20 protein-coding genes are annotated in these 19,996 nt (G+C 39.6%); 7 read left to right on the top strand and 13 right to left on the bottom strand.

Annotation, left to right across the window (positions count from 1 at the left end; translation table 11 throughout):
* Positions 1 to 203 precede the first annotated feature (203 nt).
* Entirely contained in the window at positions 204 to 644 is a 441-nt protein-coding gene (locus tag AB4153_RS10745) for an energy transducer TonB (protein WP_303515897.1), read from the bottom strand.
* A 665-nt stretch (positions 645 to 1,309) separates the two neighbouring features.
* On the opposite strand from AB4153_RS10745, the gene AB4153_RS10740 reads away from it, so the two are divergent.
* On the top strand, positions 1,310 to 2,614 hold the full coding sequence (locus AB4153_RS10740; RefSeq protein WP_371997362.1) for a peptidoglycan DD-metalloendopeptidase family protein: 1,305 nt from the start codon (positions 1,310 to 1,312) through the stop codon (positions 2,612 to 2,614).
* Positions 2,615 to 2,677: 63 nt separating this feature from the next.
* On the opposite strand, the gene AB4153_RS10735 is transcribed toward AB4153_RS10740, so the two are convergent.
* The 4 genes from AB4153_RS10735 to AB4153_RS10720 form a co-directional block, all read right to left on the bottom strand.
* Entirely contained in the window at positions 2,678 to 2,941 is a 264-nt protein-coding gene (locus AB4153_RS10735) for an HNH endonuclease (protein WP_371997443.1), read from the bottom strand.
* Positions 2,942 to 3,135: 194 nt separating this feature from the next.
* Positions 3,136 to 3,735: a M48 family metallopeptidase gene (locus tag AB4153_RS10730; RefSeq protein ID WP_371997441.1), complete on the bottom strand. Its 600-nt coding sequence runs from the start codon at positions 3,733 to 3,735 to the stop codon at positions 3,136 to 3,138.
* Positions 3,736 to 3,938: 203 nt separating this feature from the next.
* Positions 3,939 to 4,376, bottom strand: coding sequence for a DUF3010 family protein (locus tag AB4153_RS10725; RefSeq protein ID WP_102526343.1), 438 nt, complete (start codon positions 4,374 to 4,376; stop codon positions 3,939 to 3,941).
* 69 nt (positions 4,377 to 4,445) lie between these two features.
* Positions 4,446 to 5,831, bottom strand: coding sequence for a DEAD/DEAH box helicase (locus tag AB4153_RS10720; RefSeq protein ID WP_102526344.1), 1,386 nt, complete (start codon positions 5,829 to 5,831; stop codon positions 4,446 to 4,448).
* A gap of 130 nt (positions 5,832 to 5,961) precedes the next feature.
* Here AB4153_RS10720 and rssA point away from each other — a divergent pair, with 130 nt between their 5' ends.
* The 6 genes from rssA (at position 5,962) to AB4153_RS10690 (ending at position 12,178) form a co-directional block, all read left to right on the top strand.
* A complete protein-coding gene (gene rssA / locus AB4153_RS10715) occupies positions 5,962 to 6,933 on the top strand; it encodes a patatin-like phospholipase RssA (protein ID WP_102526345.1) in 972 nt (323 codons plus the stop codon).
* A 210-nt stretch (positions 6,934 to 7,143) separates the two neighbouring features.
* Complete coding sequence (nrdD, locus tag AB4153_RS10710; RefSeq protein ID WP_371997361.1) at positions 7,144 to 9,264, top strand: anaerobic ribonucleoside-triphosphate reductase; 2,121 nt, start codon at positions 7,144 to 7,146, stop codon at positions 9,262 to 9,264.
* A 72-nt stretch (positions 9,265 to 9,336) separates the two neighbouring features.
* On the top strand, positions 9,337 to 9,819 hold the full coding sequence (gene nrdG / locus AB4153_RS10705; protein WP_303515909.1) for an anaerobic ribonucleoside-triphosphate reductase-activating protein: 483 nt from the start codon (positions 9,337 to 9,339) through the stop codon (positions 9,817 to 9,819).
* A 368-nt stretch (positions 9,820 to 10,187) separates the two neighbouring features.
* Positions 10,188 to 10,544: a YibL family ribosome-associated protein gene (locus tag AB4153_RS10700; protein WP_248954768.1), complete on the top strand. Its 357-nt coding sequence runs from the start codon at positions 10,188 to 10,190 to the stop codon at positions 10,542 to 10,544.
* Between the two features lie 85 nt (positions 10,545 to 10,629).
* Complete coding sequence (ribA, locus tag AB4153_RS10695) at positions 10,630 to 11,244, top strand: GTP cyclohydrolase II (RefSeq protein WP_102526349.1); 615 nt, start codon at positions 10,630 to 10,632, stop codon at positions 11,242 to 11,244.
* Between the two features lie 82 nt (positions 11,245 to 11,326).
* Positions 11,327 to 12,178, top strand: coding sequence for a hypothetical protein (locus tag AB4153_RS10690; protein ID WP_371997360.1), 852 nt, complete (start codon positions 11,327 to 11,329; stop codon positions 12,176 to 12,178).
* 136 nt (positions 12,179 to 12,314) lie between these two features.
* Here AB4153_RS10690 and AB4153_RS10685 read toward each other — a convergent pair whose 3' ends face one another.
* From AB4153_RS10685 to suhB, 8 genes are all read right to left on the bottom strand, one after another.
* Positions 12,315 to 12,647 carry a VF530 family DNA-binding protein gene (locus AB4153_RS10685; protein WP_371997358.1) on the bottom strand — a complete coding sequence of 111 codons (333 nt, stop codon included), beginning with the start codon at positions 12,645 to 12,647 and terminating at the stop codon, positions 12,315 to 12,317.
* Positions 12,648 to 12,889: 242 nt separating this feature from the next.
* On the bottom strand, positions 12,890 to 14,359 hold the full coding sequence (locus AB4153_RS10680) for a carbon starvation protein A (RefSeq protein WP_371997356.1): 1,470 nt from the start codon (positions 14,357 to 14,359) through the stop codon (positions 12,890 to 12,892).
* A 206-nt stretch (positions 14,360 to 14,565) separates the two neighbouring features.
* Positions 14,566 to 15,276 carry a two-component system response regulator BtsR gene (gene btsR, locus AB4153_RS10675; RefSeq protein ID WP_371997354.1) on the bottom strand — a complete coding sequence of 237 codons (711 nt, stop codon included), beginning with the start codon at positions 15,274 to 15,276 and terminating at the stop codon, positions 14,566 to 14,568.
* The gene (locus AB4153_RS10670) at positions 15,273 to 16,952 is read right to left on the bottom strand and encodes a LytS/YhcK type 5TM receptor domain-containing protein (protein WP_371997353.1); all 1,680 of its coding nucleotides are present in this window, start codon (positions 16,950 to 16,952) and stop codon (positions 15,273 to 15,275) included. Before AB4153_RS10670 ends, btsR begins: the two co-directional genes overlap by 4 nt.
* 188 nt (positions 16,953 to 17,140) lie before the next feature.
* Positions 17,141 to 17,806, bottom strand: coding sequence for an AAA family ATPase (locus AB4153_RS10665; RefSeq protein ID WP_371997351.1), 666 nt, complete (start codon positions 17,804 to 17,806; stop codon positions 17,141 to 17,143).
* A gap of 144 nt (positions 17,807 to 17,950) precedes the next feature.
* Positions 17,951 to 18,253: a PilZ domain-containing protein gene (locus AB4153_RS10660; protein WP_371997350.1), complete on the bottom strand. Its 303-nt coding sequence runs from the start codon at positions 18,251 to 18,253 to the stop codon at positions 17,951 to 17,953.
* 155 nt (positions 18,254 to 18,408) lie between these two features.
* A complete protein-coding gene (locus AB4153_RS10655; protein WP_102526355.1) occupies positions 18,409 to 18,819 on the bottom strand; it encodes a phosphate-starvation-inducible protein PsiE in 411 nt (136 codons plus the stop codon).
* 222 nt (positions 18,820 to 19,041) lie between these two features.
* Positions 19,042 to 19,845, bottom strand: a complete 804-nt coding sequence (gene suhB / locus AB4153_RS10650; RefSeq protein WP_229368835.1) for an inositol-1-monophosphatase — start codon at positions 19,843 to 19,845, stop codon at positions 19,042 to 19,044.
* Between the last annotated feature and the right edge of the window lie 151 nt (positions 19,846 to 19,996).

Here is a 19,996-nt window from a genome sequence, read left to right as displayed (position 1 = left end):
CGTTTTCTCAATGGCTAACGCATTTATCTTCACTGTTTAACCGATGCTGATTTTTAATAAATAATATAGCATTATAGCGGTATTAATTATTTGTTTTAAAAGAATAAAAGAGGGTTTGTTCTCCCTCTCTGTTCTAGTAATTTTGAAACTTAATAAATTCATAGCATTGTACATTAGACTCATATGCCATTATGAATCTTTATTCAATTACATCTTAATTTTGTTTGTTCTTTACATACTAGCTGAGATTGTGCTTCAGATTCTTCCCCAAAACAGAAATCTAACCGTAGAGTTCTTTTTTCTGTAGCAGGTTCTGAACTTTTTGCAGTTGGTATCCATTTCCATTTTTTTAACATTTTACGTGAATATTTACCAATATGCTTACTCGGTACTGAATTGATGATTTCAACATCTTCAGCTTTACCTGATTCGGAAACAACAAAAGAAAGAACAGAACAGCCTTTTATTCCTGCTCTAGCGAGTTCTATCGGGTATTGAGGTGTATTCGTGTTTTCACGCTTCCAAATAAAGTTGTTTGTTGGATTAATGTTGGTTACCTGAACATCTGCATAAATATTTTTTGCTTCGCTATTAAAAGACAGACTTATGATGCTTAATGTTGCTAGGCCTAATAAAAATTTCATATACATTCCTTTGTTTTATTGGTGTGCTTTGAGCTGGTACTAATATCATTTTCAATTGTAGGAGACTGAAAAAGTGATGTACTTAAATCCGTTTTTCTGTACTTAGTAAATATAAGGTGAGTCAAGTTTAGAATGGTCTAATTCAGTCTTAAAATCAATACTTAAGTGATAATAGTTCAGGGAGTTGATTAAGATATACAGAGAACATAAGTACAAGTGGTGAGATCATCGTAACTATATCTACTCTTGCGATTGTACTTGCACATATGCCTGCAGCAGACAATAGAGCCGCTTGAGAACACTGCAATGGAGAGATTGCCAATATTAATCATGCCAAGAATTTCTGGTTTGTACTTTTGCATTGAACAGATTAACGTTTTAATTAAAACGTGCCAAAGAAACACAACCCTAAATAGAACCGTTAAATCTTGATAACAGAGTTAACTCAAGCTGATTACGTTCAGTTATCGAGTGCTGCTAGAGTGACCAATCGGTTTATACTGAGTTCAAATTTATGCAGTTCAAATGATAGATTATATTTTTTTTAGGCTATTTATTTGGTATAACGGGTCGCTACTATATCTTCTAGTGCTTAAGTACGCATTCTTTAGGTCATCTTATTGTTGACTCGACTTAGCTAAAAGGTATTACTTTTTTACGTATTTATGGCGGTACCCAGATTGCTTTCAGCTAAAAGGGGTCAGTTACAAGCGCGCTTGAATAAAGTGCCTAACTTACCTGTATTACATCGAAAATTATTACTTGCCAGCGTATTTGTTGTTGCTGCAGCTTTGCTATGGCCAACGCCGCAAGAGTTTTCATCCCAGCGCATCCCAGTGGCTTTGGACATTGAGTCCTTTTTACCCAATGGGACGAGTGCTTCAACATTTGAAATTGTAGAACCTATAAAACCTAACTTTGAACGTGTGATTCAAAATGGCGATACCTTAGGTCATTTATTCGAGTTAGCGGGTATTGGCCAGCAAACCATGTATAAAGTGCTTGAAGCCGATTTGAACGTGCTTGCATTAGATACATTGTCTTTGGGTAATAGAATTCAGTTCTTCCAGGACGAACAACAAAATCTCACTAAACTTGAATTGTACTTTAACCCCGCTTATCAGGTCATTTTTACTCGCTTTGATGATGGTAGTTATGGCGTTGAAGAAATTAATATCGAAGGCATTTGGCAAAACCGTATTATTAGCGGTGAGATTAATGGTTCATTCTATTTATCTGCGCAACGAGCTGGTCTTAGTGCGGCAAATATTCAAACCATTGAAACGCTACTTTCGAGCAAATTAGATTTTTCTCGCGATTTACGTGCCGGTGATACCTTTAACGTATTGATGAATGATCAATATATTGAAGGTGAGTCAACTGGGATCTCGCAACTACAAGCCGTTAGGATTAATTCCCGTAGAAATAACGTCAATGCATTTCAAAATGTTGATGGCAATTATTATGATGATCGTGGCCAAGGCTTAGCCAGTGCATTCCAACGTATTCCGTTAGAACGTCAGTTCCGCTTATCGTCGCATTTTAACCCTCATCGTAAGCACCCTGTAACAGGTCGAGTATCACCCCATAACGGCACTGACTTTGCGACACCAATTGGTACTCGTGTTGTGGCACCTGGTGATGGTGTAGTGTCGATGATCACTAATCATCGCTTTGCAGGGAAATATATTGTTATTGAACACGATAACAATATCAGAACCCGTTATTTGCATTTATCAAAGTTTTTAGTGCGAAAAGGTCAGCGTGTTAAACGTGGACAAGTGATTGGCTTAACCGGTAATACAGGCCGAGTTACAGGCCCGCATTTACACTATGAATTTCATGTAAACGGTCGCCCAGCGAACCCAATGAAAGTCAGTATTGTTGAAGCTTCGATATTACCTAAAAAGCAAATGGCTCAATTTAAACAACTGGTTAACAGTAAACAAATGATGATGGATTTGGGTTAAGCAGCCATTATATTGAACAAGGCCACGTTGTTAAAACGTGGCTTTTTTGTTTATACGAGTTTTTTATTCACGCCATTGTGTTTCGAACTTATCGGATTTACCGATATTACAAATATCGCAAAGGATTTGAAGGTTGTTAATGTCTAAAGCGAGTGCTGGGTATTTTGAGCGTGGTTTAATATGATCAACATGCATGATGACATTATGTAATGGACTACGCCCACAACATGCACACTTGTTTCCATACTTTTCAAATGCTTCAGCCTTTAAATTGCTCCATTCTTTACTAGAGTAGAAGGAAGCAGCTTTTGGCTCTTCATATGGGATCAGTTCCCAGTCATTGTATTCAGTAGGAGCCCCATTAATCCTACAGGGTAACCTTTATCTAGGTTATCTTTTAGCCAATTGCGAATAGACTTTAAAGCGGCCTTTTCTGATTTATAATGTTTGGTTCTACGCCCTTCGCCTCTATAGGTTGCTACGTAAATGATAAGGCTCCAATACTTTATGATTCATTCAGACTAATACGGCGACTTACCCAATTCAATACATGTGAGCAATAAGCGTAAATCGAGTTCGAGCTGATGATAATCAGCGGTCATATATTTGCACAGTTGGTAAAAAGCTTTGTTATGGTCTTTTTCTTTAAGGTGAGCCAGTTCATGCACAACAACCATTCTTAATAATGGTTCGGGTACATATTTAAGTCTTGATGAAATTCGTATTTCATTCTTGGCTTTAACCTTGTTGCCTTGAACGCGATTAGCATATGTATGTAGCCCCAAAGCTTGATGACTTAAACTGATTTTTTCATCAAAAATGACTTTCGATATAGGGTCAGACTGCTTTAAAAATTGCTGTTTAAACTCCATGGCATAGTCATATAAGGCTTTATCGGTACGTATGTCATGGATAGTTGGATATCGACTTAATAGCAGGTTTTCGAGGGTGTCATTTTCAATATGACGTTTAACTTGTTCAATGGTGCTGGCTGAATAACCATTAAGGTATTTTAACTGGGCTTGCTGTTTTTGCTTTGCTTGCACATCTTTACTGGTTACAAGGCCTGCTAAGGTATCTTTTGCGGCTGCAACTTTAGCCGAGCTGGTTTTTACAGCCATTTTAGGCGGCGCTTTACGAGCTGGTTTGTCTGCTAGATTTTTGGGTGCTTTTTTTGAGCTCATAGCTTGTAGTTTGCCCAATGGAATATGGTTAATTAGCGGATAAAACTAAGCCTACCAATTCATCTTAATGTTTTCATCAAATTGATGATTAAGGAAATCGATAGGCTTATTGTTTACGTAAGCTTAAGTCGGTATTTGACTTAAACTTTACCGTACATACGTCGGTTTTGCTGTGCGTATGCAGCATCAAATGCAGCCATTTGCACGCGCTTAAGACCAAGAGTTTCTAAATCCGCTTGAGGCGGGTTACGTTTTAACTCTTCTTTAATAATAACAGGGCTAATAATGCTCACTGGTAATTCAGTGATTTGAATCGCTGATTCTAATTTAAAGCTGGTAGCAGAACCTGCAAATTTACCTTTTTGTTCACGTTCAATGATGACGATTTCGTCAACTTTGTAGTCTTCCATTAACTTGTGGAAAGCAAAGTGAAACTCACGAATAGATTCTGTTTCAGCAGATTTAGAAATGCTGAAAGAGATTTGACGACATTCAGGTACATTGAATGTTTCAACTTCGTAAGTTAATAAGCTAATGATGGCTTCGCCACCTTTTAATTCCACGCCACAAATTTTCATGTTTCACCTTACTTTTGAACTAGTTTGTTTTGCCTAACAGAGCATATGCTTCATTAGGCTTAAATGGGTTTAATCTTCGCCAAGCTCTTGTTCATCATCTTGAACAATTGAGTTATCGTTTTCTAAAATTTTGGCTGGCTTTGCCTTACGTCGCATTGGCGCGTCACCAATATCAACACCTGTAATAAAACGCTTATCGCGTTTGGGTGCTGTTTTAGGTTTATTCGCTGTGCTGCGCTTTTTGTTCGATGCTTTAACATCGGCAGTTTTCGCATTGTTACTGCCAGCTTTTGGCTTGTCTTTTAAGCCTTTGAATTTGCCTTGTAGACCTTCAATGGTCGAGAAGTCAAAATTCTTACGTAAGAATACTTGGATCTTTTTAAAGCTTTCCCAGTCTTTAGGGCCAACTAATGAGATCGCATCACCTTTAGCGCCAGCTCGGCCAGTTCGGCCAATACGGTGAACATACTCTTCGGCAAATTTTGGCATGTCAAAGTTAATCACTAATGACACGTTTAATAAATCTAACCCGCGCGATGCAACGTCAGTGGTCACCAAAATCTTTTGTTGGCCACGGCTGAATTTATCCATAATCTGATTACGGGCAGATTGATTTAAGTCACCACTTAATGCCGCCGTTTCTAAGCCTTCTTCTGCAAGCAGTTTAGCTAATCTATCGGTATCAGAGCGGGTCGCAGTGAAAATTATCACCTGCTTGTGTTGTTCATTTTTCAACACATGTTGTAGTAGCGCTTGTTTATGATCTAAGTGATCAACCAAGAACACGCGCTGGTTAATGTCTTTATGTTCGTTATGTGATGCACCAATAGCGACATGACTTGGTGTTTTCAATAAGGTTGCCGCGATATCATTGATATGATCGTGATCAAGCGTTGCTGAAAACATCAGTGTTTGTCTGCGTTTGTGATCGGCAGCTTCATTGATGGCTTTTAATTGCGGCGCAAAACCTAAATCAAGCATGCGATCGGCTTCATCAAGAATTAGCAATTCTAGTCCATTAAGGTACAGGTGACGTTGTGCTAGATGATCTGCAATACGACCAGGCGTTGCCACAATAAAATGTGGGTCACGAGATAATGACTTTGCTTGATCGTTAAAGTTTTCGCCGCCTAAAATGCTCACTGCTTTATATTGGGTGTTTGCCACCAATAAACGCAGTTGACCATAAACTTGTTGGGCAAGTTCTCGAGTCGGCAGTAATATGAGCACACGCGGATCTTTTTTAGATAAGGCCTTTGTTGATATTACGCGCTGCAAAGCAGGTAATAAAAATGCCAGGGTTTTACCTGAACCGGTTTTTGAAGATGCCATTAAATCTTTACCCGCTAGGGCAATCGGCAGGGCTTGCTGCTGAATTTCAGTTGGCTCAGAAATGCCCATATGCTTTAGACTTTCAAGTAAGCGTTTGTCTAAAGAAAAATCGGTAAATAACAAAGGTAAATCCCCTAAAAAATGATAGCCAGATATTATAACGTGTAAGCCTGAGATAGCCAACAGCTTAAGCCTCAGTTATGCTGAGTATTAGCATTTTAATTTCAATGTATTTTTAAGGATGTAAACAAACATGTCAGATGTACCCAAGGATCCGCCTAACACTAAACAATTACGAATTGGTGTAGCGTTAGGCAGTGGTGCGGCTAAAGGTTGGGCCCACATTGGGGTATTAAAAGAACTTGCTGAAATGGGTGTGCATCCAGATAAAGTGGCCGGTTGTTCAGTAGGGGCATTGGTCGGTGCAGCGTACGCTAATGATCATCTCGATGAGTTAGAAGGTTGGGTTAGAGGTTTTTCAAGCTGGGATGTACTTGGTCTAATGGATTTAAGCTGGCGCAAAGGCGGTTTAATTAGTGGTGAGAAGGTGTTTGATGTTTTGGCTGGTCGTATTGGTGAGCTAAGTATTGAGCAACTGAAAAAACCTTTTTCGGCGGTAGCGACTGATTTATATTCAGGTCAAGAAATTTGGTTTAAAGAAGGTGATTTACGCCATGCTGTCAGAGCTTCTTGCTCAATGCCAGGCTTTTTACCGCCAGTGCAATTACAAGATCGCTGGTTAGTTGATGGTGCTGTGGTGAATCCTGTTCCTGTATCAATGTGCCGTGCAATGGATGTTGATGTGGTGATTGCCGTTGATTTAAATGGTCACCGCCGTAATAGCATGCACATGTTGCCACAGCAGATGAAAAGCCGAGCTCCGACTGCACTAGAAAAGCAGCAGCAAGAAGGCGCTGAACCAGAGTCCGCTTTTATGGATATTTTAGGTAAGGGTAAAGAGTACATCGCAGGTTTGTCTGAAAAGTTCTCTATGTCGACTAAATCACACCCTGGGATGATTGCTGTGATGTCTCAGTCAATGGACATTTTAGAGCAACGTCATAAACGCGCACGGTTAATGGGCGATCCCCCCGATGTGTGTTTAGTGCCACAGTTAGCAGATATCGGTACGATGGAGTTTCACCGTGCAGCTGAAGCGATAGAAGCTGGCAGACAATCTGTTCGTCAAACTGCGCATTTAATCAACTCTGCATTAGGCCGATAACGGTTTTCAATTCCATGGTCAAGCTTTGTCTGTCTAAACAGTGCAGAGCTTGGCAGTAATATTTTTCATTTCTCACCTCGTCAGTTAAATATGATCTAGATCATAGATTTCTAGTCTTCATTATTGCTTAATACACCATATCTAGTGTTTATTGGTTTTTTGTTGTGGATATATAGTGTTTATATCCTGTGCATAAATGGAGTAAAAGTAATGCCTGTAGTAATTAAAAGGGACGGTTGTCGGACTTTATTTGATGAGTCTAGAATTAAGGATGCCATTGTTGCTGCGATGGAAACTGCTACAGGTAGTGCTGATAGTGATTACGCTGAAACTGTTGCTTGTGTGATTAGAGATCAAGTCTCAGACAAGCAAGAAGTTGACATTCACCACCTACAAGGTCTGGTAGAAAACTTATTAATGGAAGGGCCTCATAAAGAAGTGGCTCGTCATTATATTGAGTATCGCCATGATCGCGATATTTGTCGTGAAGCAAAAAGTAAACTTAACTGCGAAATTCGTGGTTTAGTTGAACAAAGCGACAGCTCTATTCTAAATGAAAATGCCAATAAAGACGCGAAAGTGATTCCAACACAACGTGACTTATTAGCCGGTATTGTGGCTAAGCATTATGCTAAATCGCACCTATTACCAAAAGATATTGTGGCTGCTCATGAATCAGGCCAACTGCATTACCATGATTTAGATTACGCACCTTTTTTCCCAATGTTTAACTGCATGCTGATTGATTTATCGGGCATGATGACCCATGGCTTTAAAATGGGTAATGCTGAGATTGATACACCAAAATCAATTTCAACAGCGACCGCTGTGACAGCGCAGATTATTGCTCAAGTGGCTAGCCACATCTATGGCGGCACCACGATTAACCGAATTGACGAAGTGTTAGCTGAGTTTGTGCAAAAAAGTTACCAAAAGCAATTAGTGATTGGTAAAGAGTGGGGCGTAAGCGATGTTGAAGCTTTTGCCATGGCGCAAACTGAAAAAGAATGTCATGACGCATTCCAGTCTTTAGAGTATGAAGTGAACACATTGCATACTGCAAATGGTCAAACGCCATTTGTAACTTTTGGATTTGGTTTAGGCACAAGCTGGGAATCACGTTTAATTCAAAAGTCGATTCTTACTGTGCGTATGGCAGGTTTAGGTAAAAACCGTAAAACCGCTGTATTCCCTAAGCTTGTGTTCGCTATTCGTGATGGTGTTAACCATAAAGCGACTGATAGTAATTACGATGTGAAGAAGCTGGCTTTAGAATGCGCAACAATGCGCATGTATCCAGACATTCTTAACTATGAACAAGTTGAGCGTGTTACGGGATCATTCAAAACTCCTATGGGTTGTCGTTCTTTCTTAGGCACTTACGAAGAAAATGGCGAGCTTATCCATGAAGGCCGTAACAACTTAGGTGTGGTTAGTCTTAACCTACCAAGAATTGCCATAGAAGCTAAAGGCGATGAAAAAGCATTCTTCGCCTTACTTGATGAAAGAATGACATTGGCTCGTAAAGCATTAGATACCCGCATTGCTCGTCTTGTTGGAGTTAAAGCACGTGTTGCGCCAATTCTTTATATGGAAGGTGCTTGTGGTGTTCGCTTAAAAGCGGATGATGATATTTCTGAAATTTTCAAAAATGGCCGTGCGTCTATTTCATTAGGCTACATCGGTCTTCATGAAACGATTAATGCATTATATGGCACAGAAGAGCATGTATTCGACAGTGAGCTTTTACGCACTAAAGCTGTTGAAATTATCAATGTGATGAAGCGTGCTACAGAATCATGGAAAGCTGAAACAGGTTATGGCTTTAGCTTATACAGTACACCAAGTGAGAACTTGTGTAGCCGTTTCTGTCAGTTAGATGCAAAACAGTTTGGTGTGGTTGAAGGTGTTACTGATAAAGGTTATTACACCAATAGCTTCCATTTAGATGTAGAAAAGAAAGTTAACCCATACGATAAAATTGATTTTGAATTACCGTACCCAGAAATCACTAACGGTGGCTTTATTTGTTACGGTGAGTTCCCTAACATGCAACACAACATTGAAGCATTAGAGAACGTTTGGGATTACAGCTATAGCCGTGTGCCATATTACGGCACTAACACACCGATTGATGAGTGTTATGACTGTGGTTTTGTAGGTGAGTTTAACTGTACTAGTAAAGGGTTTGTGTGTCCTAAATGTGGCAACCATGAACCAAGCCGTGTATCTGTAACACGTCGTGTATGTGGTTATTTAGGTAGTCCTGATGCAAGACCGTTTAACTATGGTAAGCAAGAAGAAGTGAAGCGCCGCGTTAAGCATATCTAGTCGCGTCATTGAGTTAACATAGAATCAAATAAGGCGCTGATTAGCGCCTTATTTATTTGAAAGGTAAGTGTTATGAATTTTCATCAGTATTATCCAGTCGATGTGATAAACGGTCCCGGAACGCGCTGCACTTTGTTTGTATCGGGTTGCGAACATCAATGTCGCGGTTGTTATAACCAATCGACCTGGGATCCGCGTTCAGGTCATGAAGTGGATAAGCCAATGGAAGATCAAATCATTGCTGATTTAAACGACACGAGAATCAAACGTCGTGGATTATCTTTGTCAGGCGGCGACCCATTATTCCCTGCAAACTTAACCGCTATCTTGTCTTTGGTTAAACGAGTTAAAGCTGAATGCCCTGATAAAGATATTTGGCTTTGGAGTGGTTATAAACTGGATGAGATGTCACTTAAGCAACAACAAATATTGTCGTATGTTGACGTATTGGTTGATGGAAAATTTGAACAAGATTTAGCTGATCCAAGCCTTAAATGGCGGGGTAGTTCAAATCAAGTTATTCATGACATGAGTTCGCTTATTGCTGTTGGTTAACTTTTGGAATTGGCTTGTTAATTGTCATGAGCGAGCTTTTAAAACTCATTTTTAATGCTCTTATTTAACAACTTCAATAACTGCGACACGAACAATCAGAGTTGTCCTCGCCAATAATTACGTTGTTGTTTTAGCCTCGCTTCAACTTGAATGTTATAAAAACAGTATAGTAATCAAAGTTCAATTTATAGCCATCAGGCAATGAAACTCCCATAGCAGTGATGAAATGATAAATTTATGCGCTGTAACAAGTTTTCAAGTTAGCTAATTTAACCCCTTTAGGTATATAATTTGCGTTCGAAAAAGTGTTGTTCGATATCAAAACAACTCATTGCTATCGATAACATGAAAGAATTTAAGGTAAAGAAATGAATTTAAAAGAAGAACTGCAAGCATTAAATGATAAAGCAGAGAAGTTTCGTCGTAAGCTTGCTGCCGCAGAAGCACGTGAAGACAAAGTCATTATCATGCAGTTTAAGAAAGAAATTGCCACAGTCACTAAACGTATTGCGAGCTTGAAAAATCAGCAATCACGTCAATTGAATAAGCAAGGCCAAGAAGTTAAAGGCTTAAAATTCAACCGTGCACTGACTAAAGCTGAACAAGCTGATATGGGCAAGCTTAAAAAATCAGTAAAAGGACTTGTAGTTGTTCACCCAATGACTGCTATGGGCCGTGAAATGAATATCACTGTTGTCACAGGATTTGCTCCAGCAAAATTCTAGTCCAGTATTCGAAATAGTCATGACATAAAAGTCAGTTCAAGGATGAAAAGTCTCAAGGATTGAGCGTTGTCTTAAAGGTTTATCCATGTCGATTAAATATATCGCCACTTCTAAGTTACCTACGCCTTGGGGCGTATTTGCTATGCATGGTTTTGAAGATACAGAAACTGGCAAAGAGCATGTGGCGTTAACTTATGGTGAGCTTAATGCCACCGAGCCTATGTTAGGCCGAATTCATTCAGAATGTCTAACAGGTGATGCTTTATTTAGTTTACGTTGCGATTGTGGTTTCCAACTGCAAACAGCAATGCAAAATATCGCTGAAAATGGTCAAGGGTTTATTCTTTACCTACGTCAAGAAGGACGTGGTATTGGGTTACTTAACAAAATCCGTGCTTATGAGTTACAAGACCAAGGTGCTAACACGGTTGAAGCGAATGAGCGTTTAGGCTTTGAAGCTGACATGCGTAAGTACGATATGGTTGAGCCGATGTTAGCGCAAATTAGCGTAAGCAAGGTTAAGCTCATGACGAATAATCCACGTAAAGTCAAAGCGATGCAATCGATGGGCATTGAAGTTGCTGAAAGAGTGCCTTTGCAAGTGGGTAAAAACCGTTACAATGAAGATTATTTAAAAACTAAATCAACCCAGTTAGGTCATATGATGACAGAACATCATTTTATCGAAGAAGATAAATAACGGTTGATGCTTTAGCCTAGACCTCTTTCGTCGCTTATTAGAGACATGATAAGAGTTACTTAAAACATATGGGTTATCAACATTGAAAGCGTGTCGCTTTATTTATCCTAAAAGCGTTGCAACTATTCTTGCAGCGCTTTTTGTTAGTTTTTTTACCCCGTCTCAAAGCTATGCTGGTGAGTCGAAAAATCCCGATCTCTCTCATTATGCTTTTGCAAATTACATTGGCAGCGGTATATATCGCACCTCTGGGCAGAATGCTGCTGTGGTTAATATTCCCTTTGCTTTTGATATTGAAGAGTCAGACGATCATATTCTCACCTTAAGATTACCCATTTCATTAGGTTTCTTTGATTACTCGTTTAGTGACTTACCAGAAGGCGATATCCCAGATAATGTTGGCACTTTGACCATCACACCTGGAATTGAATACAAATGGCTTTATGATGAACAACTGACTTTTGAAAGCTATTTGGATTTAGGCTACGGCCACAATTTTTCTAATAGTAGTAACGTGGGAATTGTCTCTACGGGTATCTCTGCGTTATACGAGTTAGCACAACCTAAATATACACCCATTTGGGTTAATCGAGTTTACTACGCAGGTTATAAAAGCAGTATAAACGACAGCTCAGAAAGCTATTCAGTACTGCAATCTGGCATTGATTTCGGTGTTGGCCAGCAGTGGGATTGGGGCGATTATACTATTGAACCCAGATTGTTTGTGGCTGGGCGTTGGTACTTTAACAAGCTTAAATTTATTACACCGTTAGAAGATGATATCCATACTTCGAGTACTTATGAAGTGGGTGCAACCTTAGCTTTATCCAAGCCATTAGGTTGGGGCTGGTTCAGTACCGATAGATTTGGGGTGAGTTATCAAACTGATGGTGAACTGCAAGTGTGGCGTTTGATATTTGAGTTTCCAATGTAATTAACCCTGATGGTTATAACATTGATGGATATAGCATTGATTATCGAGTATGCATTGCTAAGATGTTGAATCAAATTTTATCAATAAAAAAGGCATGAATATTCATGCCTGTTTTGTTTAGCTTTAATTTTAAAGCTTACTTTCCCCAAATACTCGCGTTGACGCCTTCAGTACTTTTGTTACTGTGGGCTGACTTTGCGTTGCTCGTTGAAGGTTCTTGCTCTTTTTCAACATAAGGCTTTGGTGCAGGCAAGGGAAGTTTATTCATTTTAAGCCACAAGTATTCGACCTTGTCTCTCGCCCACTCGGTTTTACGTAAAAACTTTAAGCTCGACTTAACGCTAGGGTTATCGTTAAAACAGCGAATATTAATACGGCTACCTAACTCTTCCCAGCCATACTTATCGACGAGATCATTAACGATGGTTTCAAGTTTTATACCATGTAGCGGGTTGTTTGCTTGTGTCATTACTCAGGCTTGATTAACTAATTTGCGGTTATTATAACAAATGTTATCAGAAAAGCTGAAATCTAAAGGACGGAATTTAGTATTCCATTGAGTTTCCTTTTGATGAGAGATTAAAAGTAGACTGATCTGCCCATAAAAAGGCCCATAAAAAAGCCGATAACAGGGTTATCGGCCTTTGGATATTCTGATTTATTTGCTCTATCTACATTGTTTTCATTTTGAAATACAACGAATGCCAGTGATTAAGCTTCAGTAGAAGCTTTATTGGCTAATTCAACATTTAACTCAGCTTCATCTTCGACTGCTTTACCCTTAGTTTTAACCATAATCAAAGCGGTAATCACTAGAGTAGAAACCAGACCTGCGATGGTTGATACCGTCATGTTTAGTCCTGCACCTAAAGTTGGCGAGCTGAGTAAGAAGCTAATCACAACACAGGTCATAAACATCGCTGGTAGGGTACAAATCCAGTGCAGTTTATTATGACGTAGCAAATAAGCTGATGCCGTCCATAACATTAATACAGCCGTTGTTTGGTTGGCTACGCCGAAATAGCGCCAGATAATACCGAAATCAACTTGAGTCAATATTGCGCCTATAGCGAATAATGGAATCGCTAATAGTAAGCGTTTAGATATTTGAGTTTGCGGCATCTTGAAAAACTCTGACAAGATTAAACGTGCAGAACGAAATGCTGTGTCACCAGATGTAATCGGTAAAACAATCACACCTAAGATAGCTAAGAAACCACCTACAGCACCTAATAAACCGTTTGAAGCAGCATAAACCACATTAGCTGGGTTGCCGTCCATACCTGCGTTAAGACCTTCGATACCACCAAAGAATGATAATGCGATAGCACACCAAATTAGGGCGATAACACCTTCACCAATCATAGCGCCAAAAAATACAAAGCGACCATTTGACTCATTTTCAACACAACGTGCCATAAGTGGTGATTGTGTTGCATGGAAACCCGATACCGCACCACATGCAATGGTAATAAATAAGGCAGGCCATAATGGCATGTCATTTGGATTCAAGTTAGTTAAGAAGTCCTTAGCTTCAAAGCCAGGCAATAAAGTGTGCTCACTTGATACAATAATCGCTAAGGTTAAGCCAACTGACATGAACATCAGTAGCGCGCCAAAAAATGGGTATAGGCGGCCGATGATTTTATCAACAGGAACCAATGTTGCGATAAGATAGTAGCTGAAGATGATGCCAACAAAAATTGCCATGTCGTAGCCAGTTAGCTTACTTAATAAGCCTGCTGGGGCTGAAATGAATACCACACCAACTAACAATAGTAAGACAATGGCAAACACATTCATAAAGTGTTTAGCAGGTTTACCTAAGTATTTTCCGGCAAGGTTAGGCACTGATTGGCCGTTATTTCTTACTGATAACATGCCAGAAAAATAATCGTGGACGGCACCAGCAAAAATACACCCAAATACAATCCATAGCATGGCAGCAGGACCATAAAGGGCACCTAAAATTGGACCGAAGATAGGGCCGACACCAGCAATATTCAATAGCTGGATTAAGTACACCTTACCTTTAGACATTGGCACGTAATCCACGCCGTCAGTTTTAGTGAATGCTGGGGTTTGTCTTTGGGCATTAATCCCAAATACCTTTTCAACAAACGCACCGTAAATAAAGTAGCCGCCAATTAGCAAGCCTACACAAAGTAAAAACCAAGTCATTTTAAACATCTCCCATTTTCAATGGTGCGACTTTATCGCGCTGAAGACAATAAAAAAGCCTAAACTGACTGATAGGTCGATTTAGGAGGGTAAGCGGTAATATCTGGGATTAAGCGGCGCTAGCTCAACAATCAGTATTCACACAGATTTACCTTTAAGAGGCTTAATTACTCAATGTTATAGGTGTCGCGAGCGTTGGGAAGTGGCTACTGAAAGCCTAAGACTTGTTTTAATGACTTAAGGTAGCGACGAGAAACGGGTACTTTTTTACCACTATGGGTGGTCACTTCAGCGCCTGTGTCGAGCAATTCAATTTCTGAAATCGCACGAGGTGCAAGTAGATATTGCTTATGACAGCGCACGAGAGGGGTTTTTTCTTCTAAAACTTTTAGCGTGAGCTGGGTATGGCAATAGCTGTTAGTCGCATTAACATGTATTCCGCCTACATCACTAAAAATGTATTCAACATCTTCTGTCGCCACCACTTTTAATTTATTGCCACAATAACAAGGTAAATGCTCAATTTTCTCTGGAGCAATGGTTTCAATTGCTTGTGGAGCTAAATCATTTCTGACTTTTTCAATTGTTCGTTTAAATCGGTTGTCTTCAATTGGTTTAAGTAAGTAATCAAAGGCATTACTATCAAAGGCCTTGACTGCATACTCATCAAACGCTGTGACAAACACCACTCTTGGCATATGTTCTGGGTTTAGCATACTGATAAGCTCAAGACCGGTAATTCTTGGCATTTGAATATCAAGGAAGATCACCTGAGGTTGATGTTTATTAATCGCATGCAGAGCATCAATAGCATTACTGCATTCTTGAGTAACAATAAAGTCGGTTTCTGAGCTTAAAAGATCAGCTAATTGTTGACGAGCAAAAGGCTCATCATCAATGATTAAACAGTTAATCATGCCAGATCTCCAGAATAAGGTAGATGAATAGAGATACAGGTAAATTGATCCTTTTCACAGTCAACCTTGACCCCATAATGATTGCCAAATTGATTTTGGATACGTTTATGTACTATGTTCATCCCCAGTCCTTCCGAATGCTTTGGTGGGTTATATAAGCCAGCGTTATCAGCTACCTTTAATATTAACTCTTCCTCTATCACTTCTGCAGTGACAGTAATCACCCCTTGCTCGATAAGATGTGACGTTCCATGTTTTACCGCATTTTCAATAATAGGCTGAAGGGTAAATGCGGGTAAGCGGCAATTATGCAAGTTTTCTGGGATATTGATATCCAGCTTTAACTTATCTATGAACCTTGCCCGTTCAATAGAAAGGTAAGCTTCGATATGTTCTAGTTCATCGTTCAGACTAACAAGACCTGTGGTGCGCTTTAAGTTGATGCGTAAAAATTGCGATAACTGCTGTAATAATTGTTTAGCCATTTGTGGGTCGCGTTTGATAATGGCACTGATAGTGTTTAACGCATTAAATAGAAAGTGAGGGTTTACCTGAGCCTGCAGCAATTTAAGTTCTGATTGAGTGAGCAAGTTTTGTTGTTGCTCGTAACGGCCAAATAGTATCTGATTTGACAGTAATTTTGCGATGCCTTCACCTAAAGTACGATTGATATTGAGGAATAATTTGTTTTTTGGCTCATACAATTTAATCGTACCGATAACTTCATTATCGCTGCGGAGCGGTATTACTAAACTAGAACCTAAGCGGCAGTTTTTATGGTCTATTGAGCAGCAATAACTGCTTTCAACGCCATCAGCAAACATGACTTTGTTTTGAGCAATGGCATCTAAGGTAATTTGCGACGAAATAGGTGTATTTGGAATATGATGATCATCACCTATACCAATAAAAGCTAATAACTTTTCTCTGTCAGTAATTGCCACAGCGCCCACCTGGGTTTCTTCGATAATAATTTGCGCTACTTTGCTGGTGGATTGCTGATTGAACCCTTTGGAAAGAAGCCCGACACTGCGTTCTGCAATTTTTAGTGCTTTAGTCGAGAAGGCGGAAGAAAGTTTATCGAACATGGTTTTTTGATCCAGAATCATGCTCATAAACAATGCGGCGCCAATGGCGTTGACCAATAGCATCGGCATAGCGATTTCTGAGACTAATTCAAAGGAATGATCAAATGGTTTTGCTACTAGCAAGATGATGCTCATCTGCATTAACTCGGCGCAAAACGTCACTAAAAATACCAGTAAAGGATTAAAAATCAGTTCTAGATTACCGCTGCGTTTGAGGTAATAACTGACCATGCCCGCCGATAGCCCCTCTAAGGTGGTTGAAATGGCGCAAGCTAAATCAGTAAACCCACCTAAACTGTAGCGGTGTAACCCTCCCGTTAATCCGATAAAGAATCCTGTTACTGGCCCACCTAACAATCCGCCAAGTACAGCTCCCATTGCTCGGGTATTAGCAATGGCGCCTGTGGTTTGTTCACCAAAGTAGGTTGCCATAATACAAAAACCTGAAAAAACCACATAAATGAAAACCTTATGGGGCAAGCGAGTTGATGTTTCGGCAAACATTTTGAATAAGGGCGTTTTGCTGAACAGATAAACGATGACGAGGTAAAGGCACATCTGTTGGGTTAAGAGGAGGATTAGTGCCATAGAGGTTAACCTATTGGATAAAGAGCTGTTATCTCAGCGAAGGGTAATTTAGTGCACGGTTAAATGCTGCTGTGATCTTGGCGCACCAAACTGAATTGGGCAACGATTTTTAGTTCATTTATGAGTCATGATCACATTTTGGCGTTACCGATTGCCGTTATTGCTAATAAGTGAGTATGAATTTGAGTTTAAAATTCAAAACTGTCATCGGGCGGTATCGCAAATAACTCTTCAGCAATATTTGTGATTTCTTGGGCGGCTTTACCTTGAGGATCTATTTCTAGTACTGATGAACCACTTTCTTCACTATCATCATAAATATTGCGATTAAAAGTGACAGCATTCAAAGCGGTGAGTCCAAACGATTTGACGACATCTTTGGCTTCAAGTATGCGTTTAAATTGCGAGGGAAGGGCTGGGCATTGACTGATAACCACAGTAGCGACCATTTTTGGATTCACCATTTTACAGGTACTGAGCATATCTTCCATGTGGGGGAGTGTTTTTAAGTCTCGGCGTTTTGGCCTTAAAGGAATAACAACGTAACTGGCAACTGACATCGCTGCGCGCATCGCTAAGTTATCCTGGCCACCACAATCTACAATGACGTAGTCAAAGCGCTCACCCAAACTTAATAGATCATTACGAATTTTACCGTAGAGCTGAATACAGTTTATTGGCTTTAAGTCGGTTTGTGAGTTGCGCGCTTGGATCCAATCAGATGTGGTGCGTTGTGGATCGCAGTCCACCATTAATACATTGGCTTTGAAGGTTTCGGTAACATATACAGCAAGGTTTTGAGCTAAACAACTTTTACCACTGCCACCTTTTTCACCACCGACCAGTATTATCATAGCGCAACCTTATTTTATGAGATTTCTACCACCTTAAATTAATCATAGTTCAAAATAACTCATTAAATCATAAGTTTTGAAATCAATTTCTATTCAAGGCTGCTATCCATTAAATACGTTTACTGTGTGAGAATTTATACGGTATTAAACAAGCTGTAAGGCAATATGAAAGCTTTGCGGGTTAGCTTCGGTACAGCGGCAGACTTGTCCTTTAATCGTGTTTTGTTTTTCAGTATTGTGATTAAAAGTGATAGCGACTAAATCTCCAAGATTGAACGCACTCTTATAGTCAATCAGGATACCTTTGCGCGCCAAATCAATACATACAGCATAATCTTCACAAGGCTCGCCTGATGAATCTATCCAATGCAATAAAATGCGCTCGGCTTCCATATCCACTCGTAATGAGTTTCTTTTTTCTTCAAATCCTGTGGGTTCGTTAGACATAACCGCCTTACTCCGTATTTACTTTTATTAATGAGCATAATTTATCCGCTAATTCATACTAATCAACATCTATAAAAAAAGCGATAAGTTAGTCACTTATCGCTTAATTATTCAAATTAAAATATCAATTCTTAAGAATAGTTACTCATCAATTTTTAATGTTCCATATCTTTATTTTTTGGATATGGGAGTTTTAGTTGGCCCCATCGAATGACAATGACCGTTGCTGCTAGCACGATTGTTGATAGTGATATAGCCAGTATGCGCCAATCATCCATATCCTTCATATCAAGAATTAAGTAACGGGCGAGTGCCACAATCGCGATATATAATGGCATACGGATAGGCAATTTACCTGACTCAAGATAATTGACCACCATGGCTAAGACTTCGAGATAAATAAACAGTAATAGCAGATCAGCAAGTTCTACCGTTTTGATGTGAAACATGTGCAACACTTCCTCGCCAATGGCGAAGACCGTCGCAAGAGAAATAATGAATAAAACGACATGTTCGACGCTTTTTAGGCTTTTAACACCTATTTGACGGAGTATAGGAAGCGGCATGATTATTACATCTCTTATTATTAATTTAATTGATAATTCAGTATATTCTGCTAGGCCGTGTTTTACTGAGTGATCTAGGTCAAAAATTATAAATTTATTCTAATATCATCACTTTCTAGCGCCTTAATAGACGGTTTAGGAATTTCAGGCATAAAAAAACCGCCAATGACGTTTAAGTCAGGCGGTTTTAATTGTTCTAACCGTTATTGGTCAGACTAATGATTAGCGCTTAAGGCCATCATTGAGTAAAGGACGCATAATTTTAACTAATTCTGAAGTCACTTTAGGCGAACCAGCAACAACGTTACCTGAAGTTAGGTAATTATGGTTACCAGTGAAATCTGTTACGGTACCGCCTGCTTCACGACAGATTAAGTCGCCTGCAGCGATATCCCAAGGCTTAAGACCGATTTCGAAGAAACCATCTAAACGGCCTGCAGCAACATAAGCTAAGTCAAGTGCCGCTGAACCTGCGCGACGTATGTCAGCACATACAGGGAATACTTCACCTAAGATGTTCATGTAAGTTTCAGTGTGTTGACGAGATTTGAACGGGAAACCAGTACCAATCATGGTATGAGCGAGTTCATTTACACCAGTTACACGTAAGCGGAAGTCATTTACTTTAGCGCCTTGACCGCGAACAGCAGAGAATAATTCTTCGCGAACAGGATCGTAAATAACGGCAACTTCAATTTTGCCTTTATATTGAACTGCGATAGATACTGCGAAATGAGGGATACCACGAACGAAATTGTTGGTACCATCCAAAGGATCGACTATCCATACATAATCTTTATTTGAACCACGGTTTTCACCGTCTTCTTCGCCAACAATCGTATGATCTGGGTAAGACTTACGAATTTGGTATGTAATGGTAGCTTCTGCTTCCTTGTCTACACTTGTAACAAAGTCATTTAGACCTTTTGAATCAACTTCAACTTTGTCGAGTTCAGTATAGGCGCGCATAATAGTTTGGCCCGCAGCGCGTGCAGCGCGCGTGGCAATAGTCAGCATCGGATGCATAGCAATCCCCTGGATGTTAAAGAACGAATAAATCAGCCGCGTAATTATACGCATTTTGACAGGTTTATCAAATGCAGATTTTCATATAAGGAATTATTTGCAGCTTGTGTTACTATCCGCAAATAGATTTTTAGACGATTAAAGTAGTTTC

The sequence above is a fragment of the Shewanella sp. 10N.286.52.E4 genome (assembly GCF_041468785.1).
In the GTDB taxonomy this organism is placed as follows: Bacteria; Pseudomonadota; Gammaproteobacteria; order Enterobacterales; family Shewanellaceae; genus Shewanella; species Shewanella electrodiphila.
The sequence above is the reverse complement of the archived record's forward strand: the minus strand, read 5'-3'. Positions and strand labels throughout refer to the sequence as shown.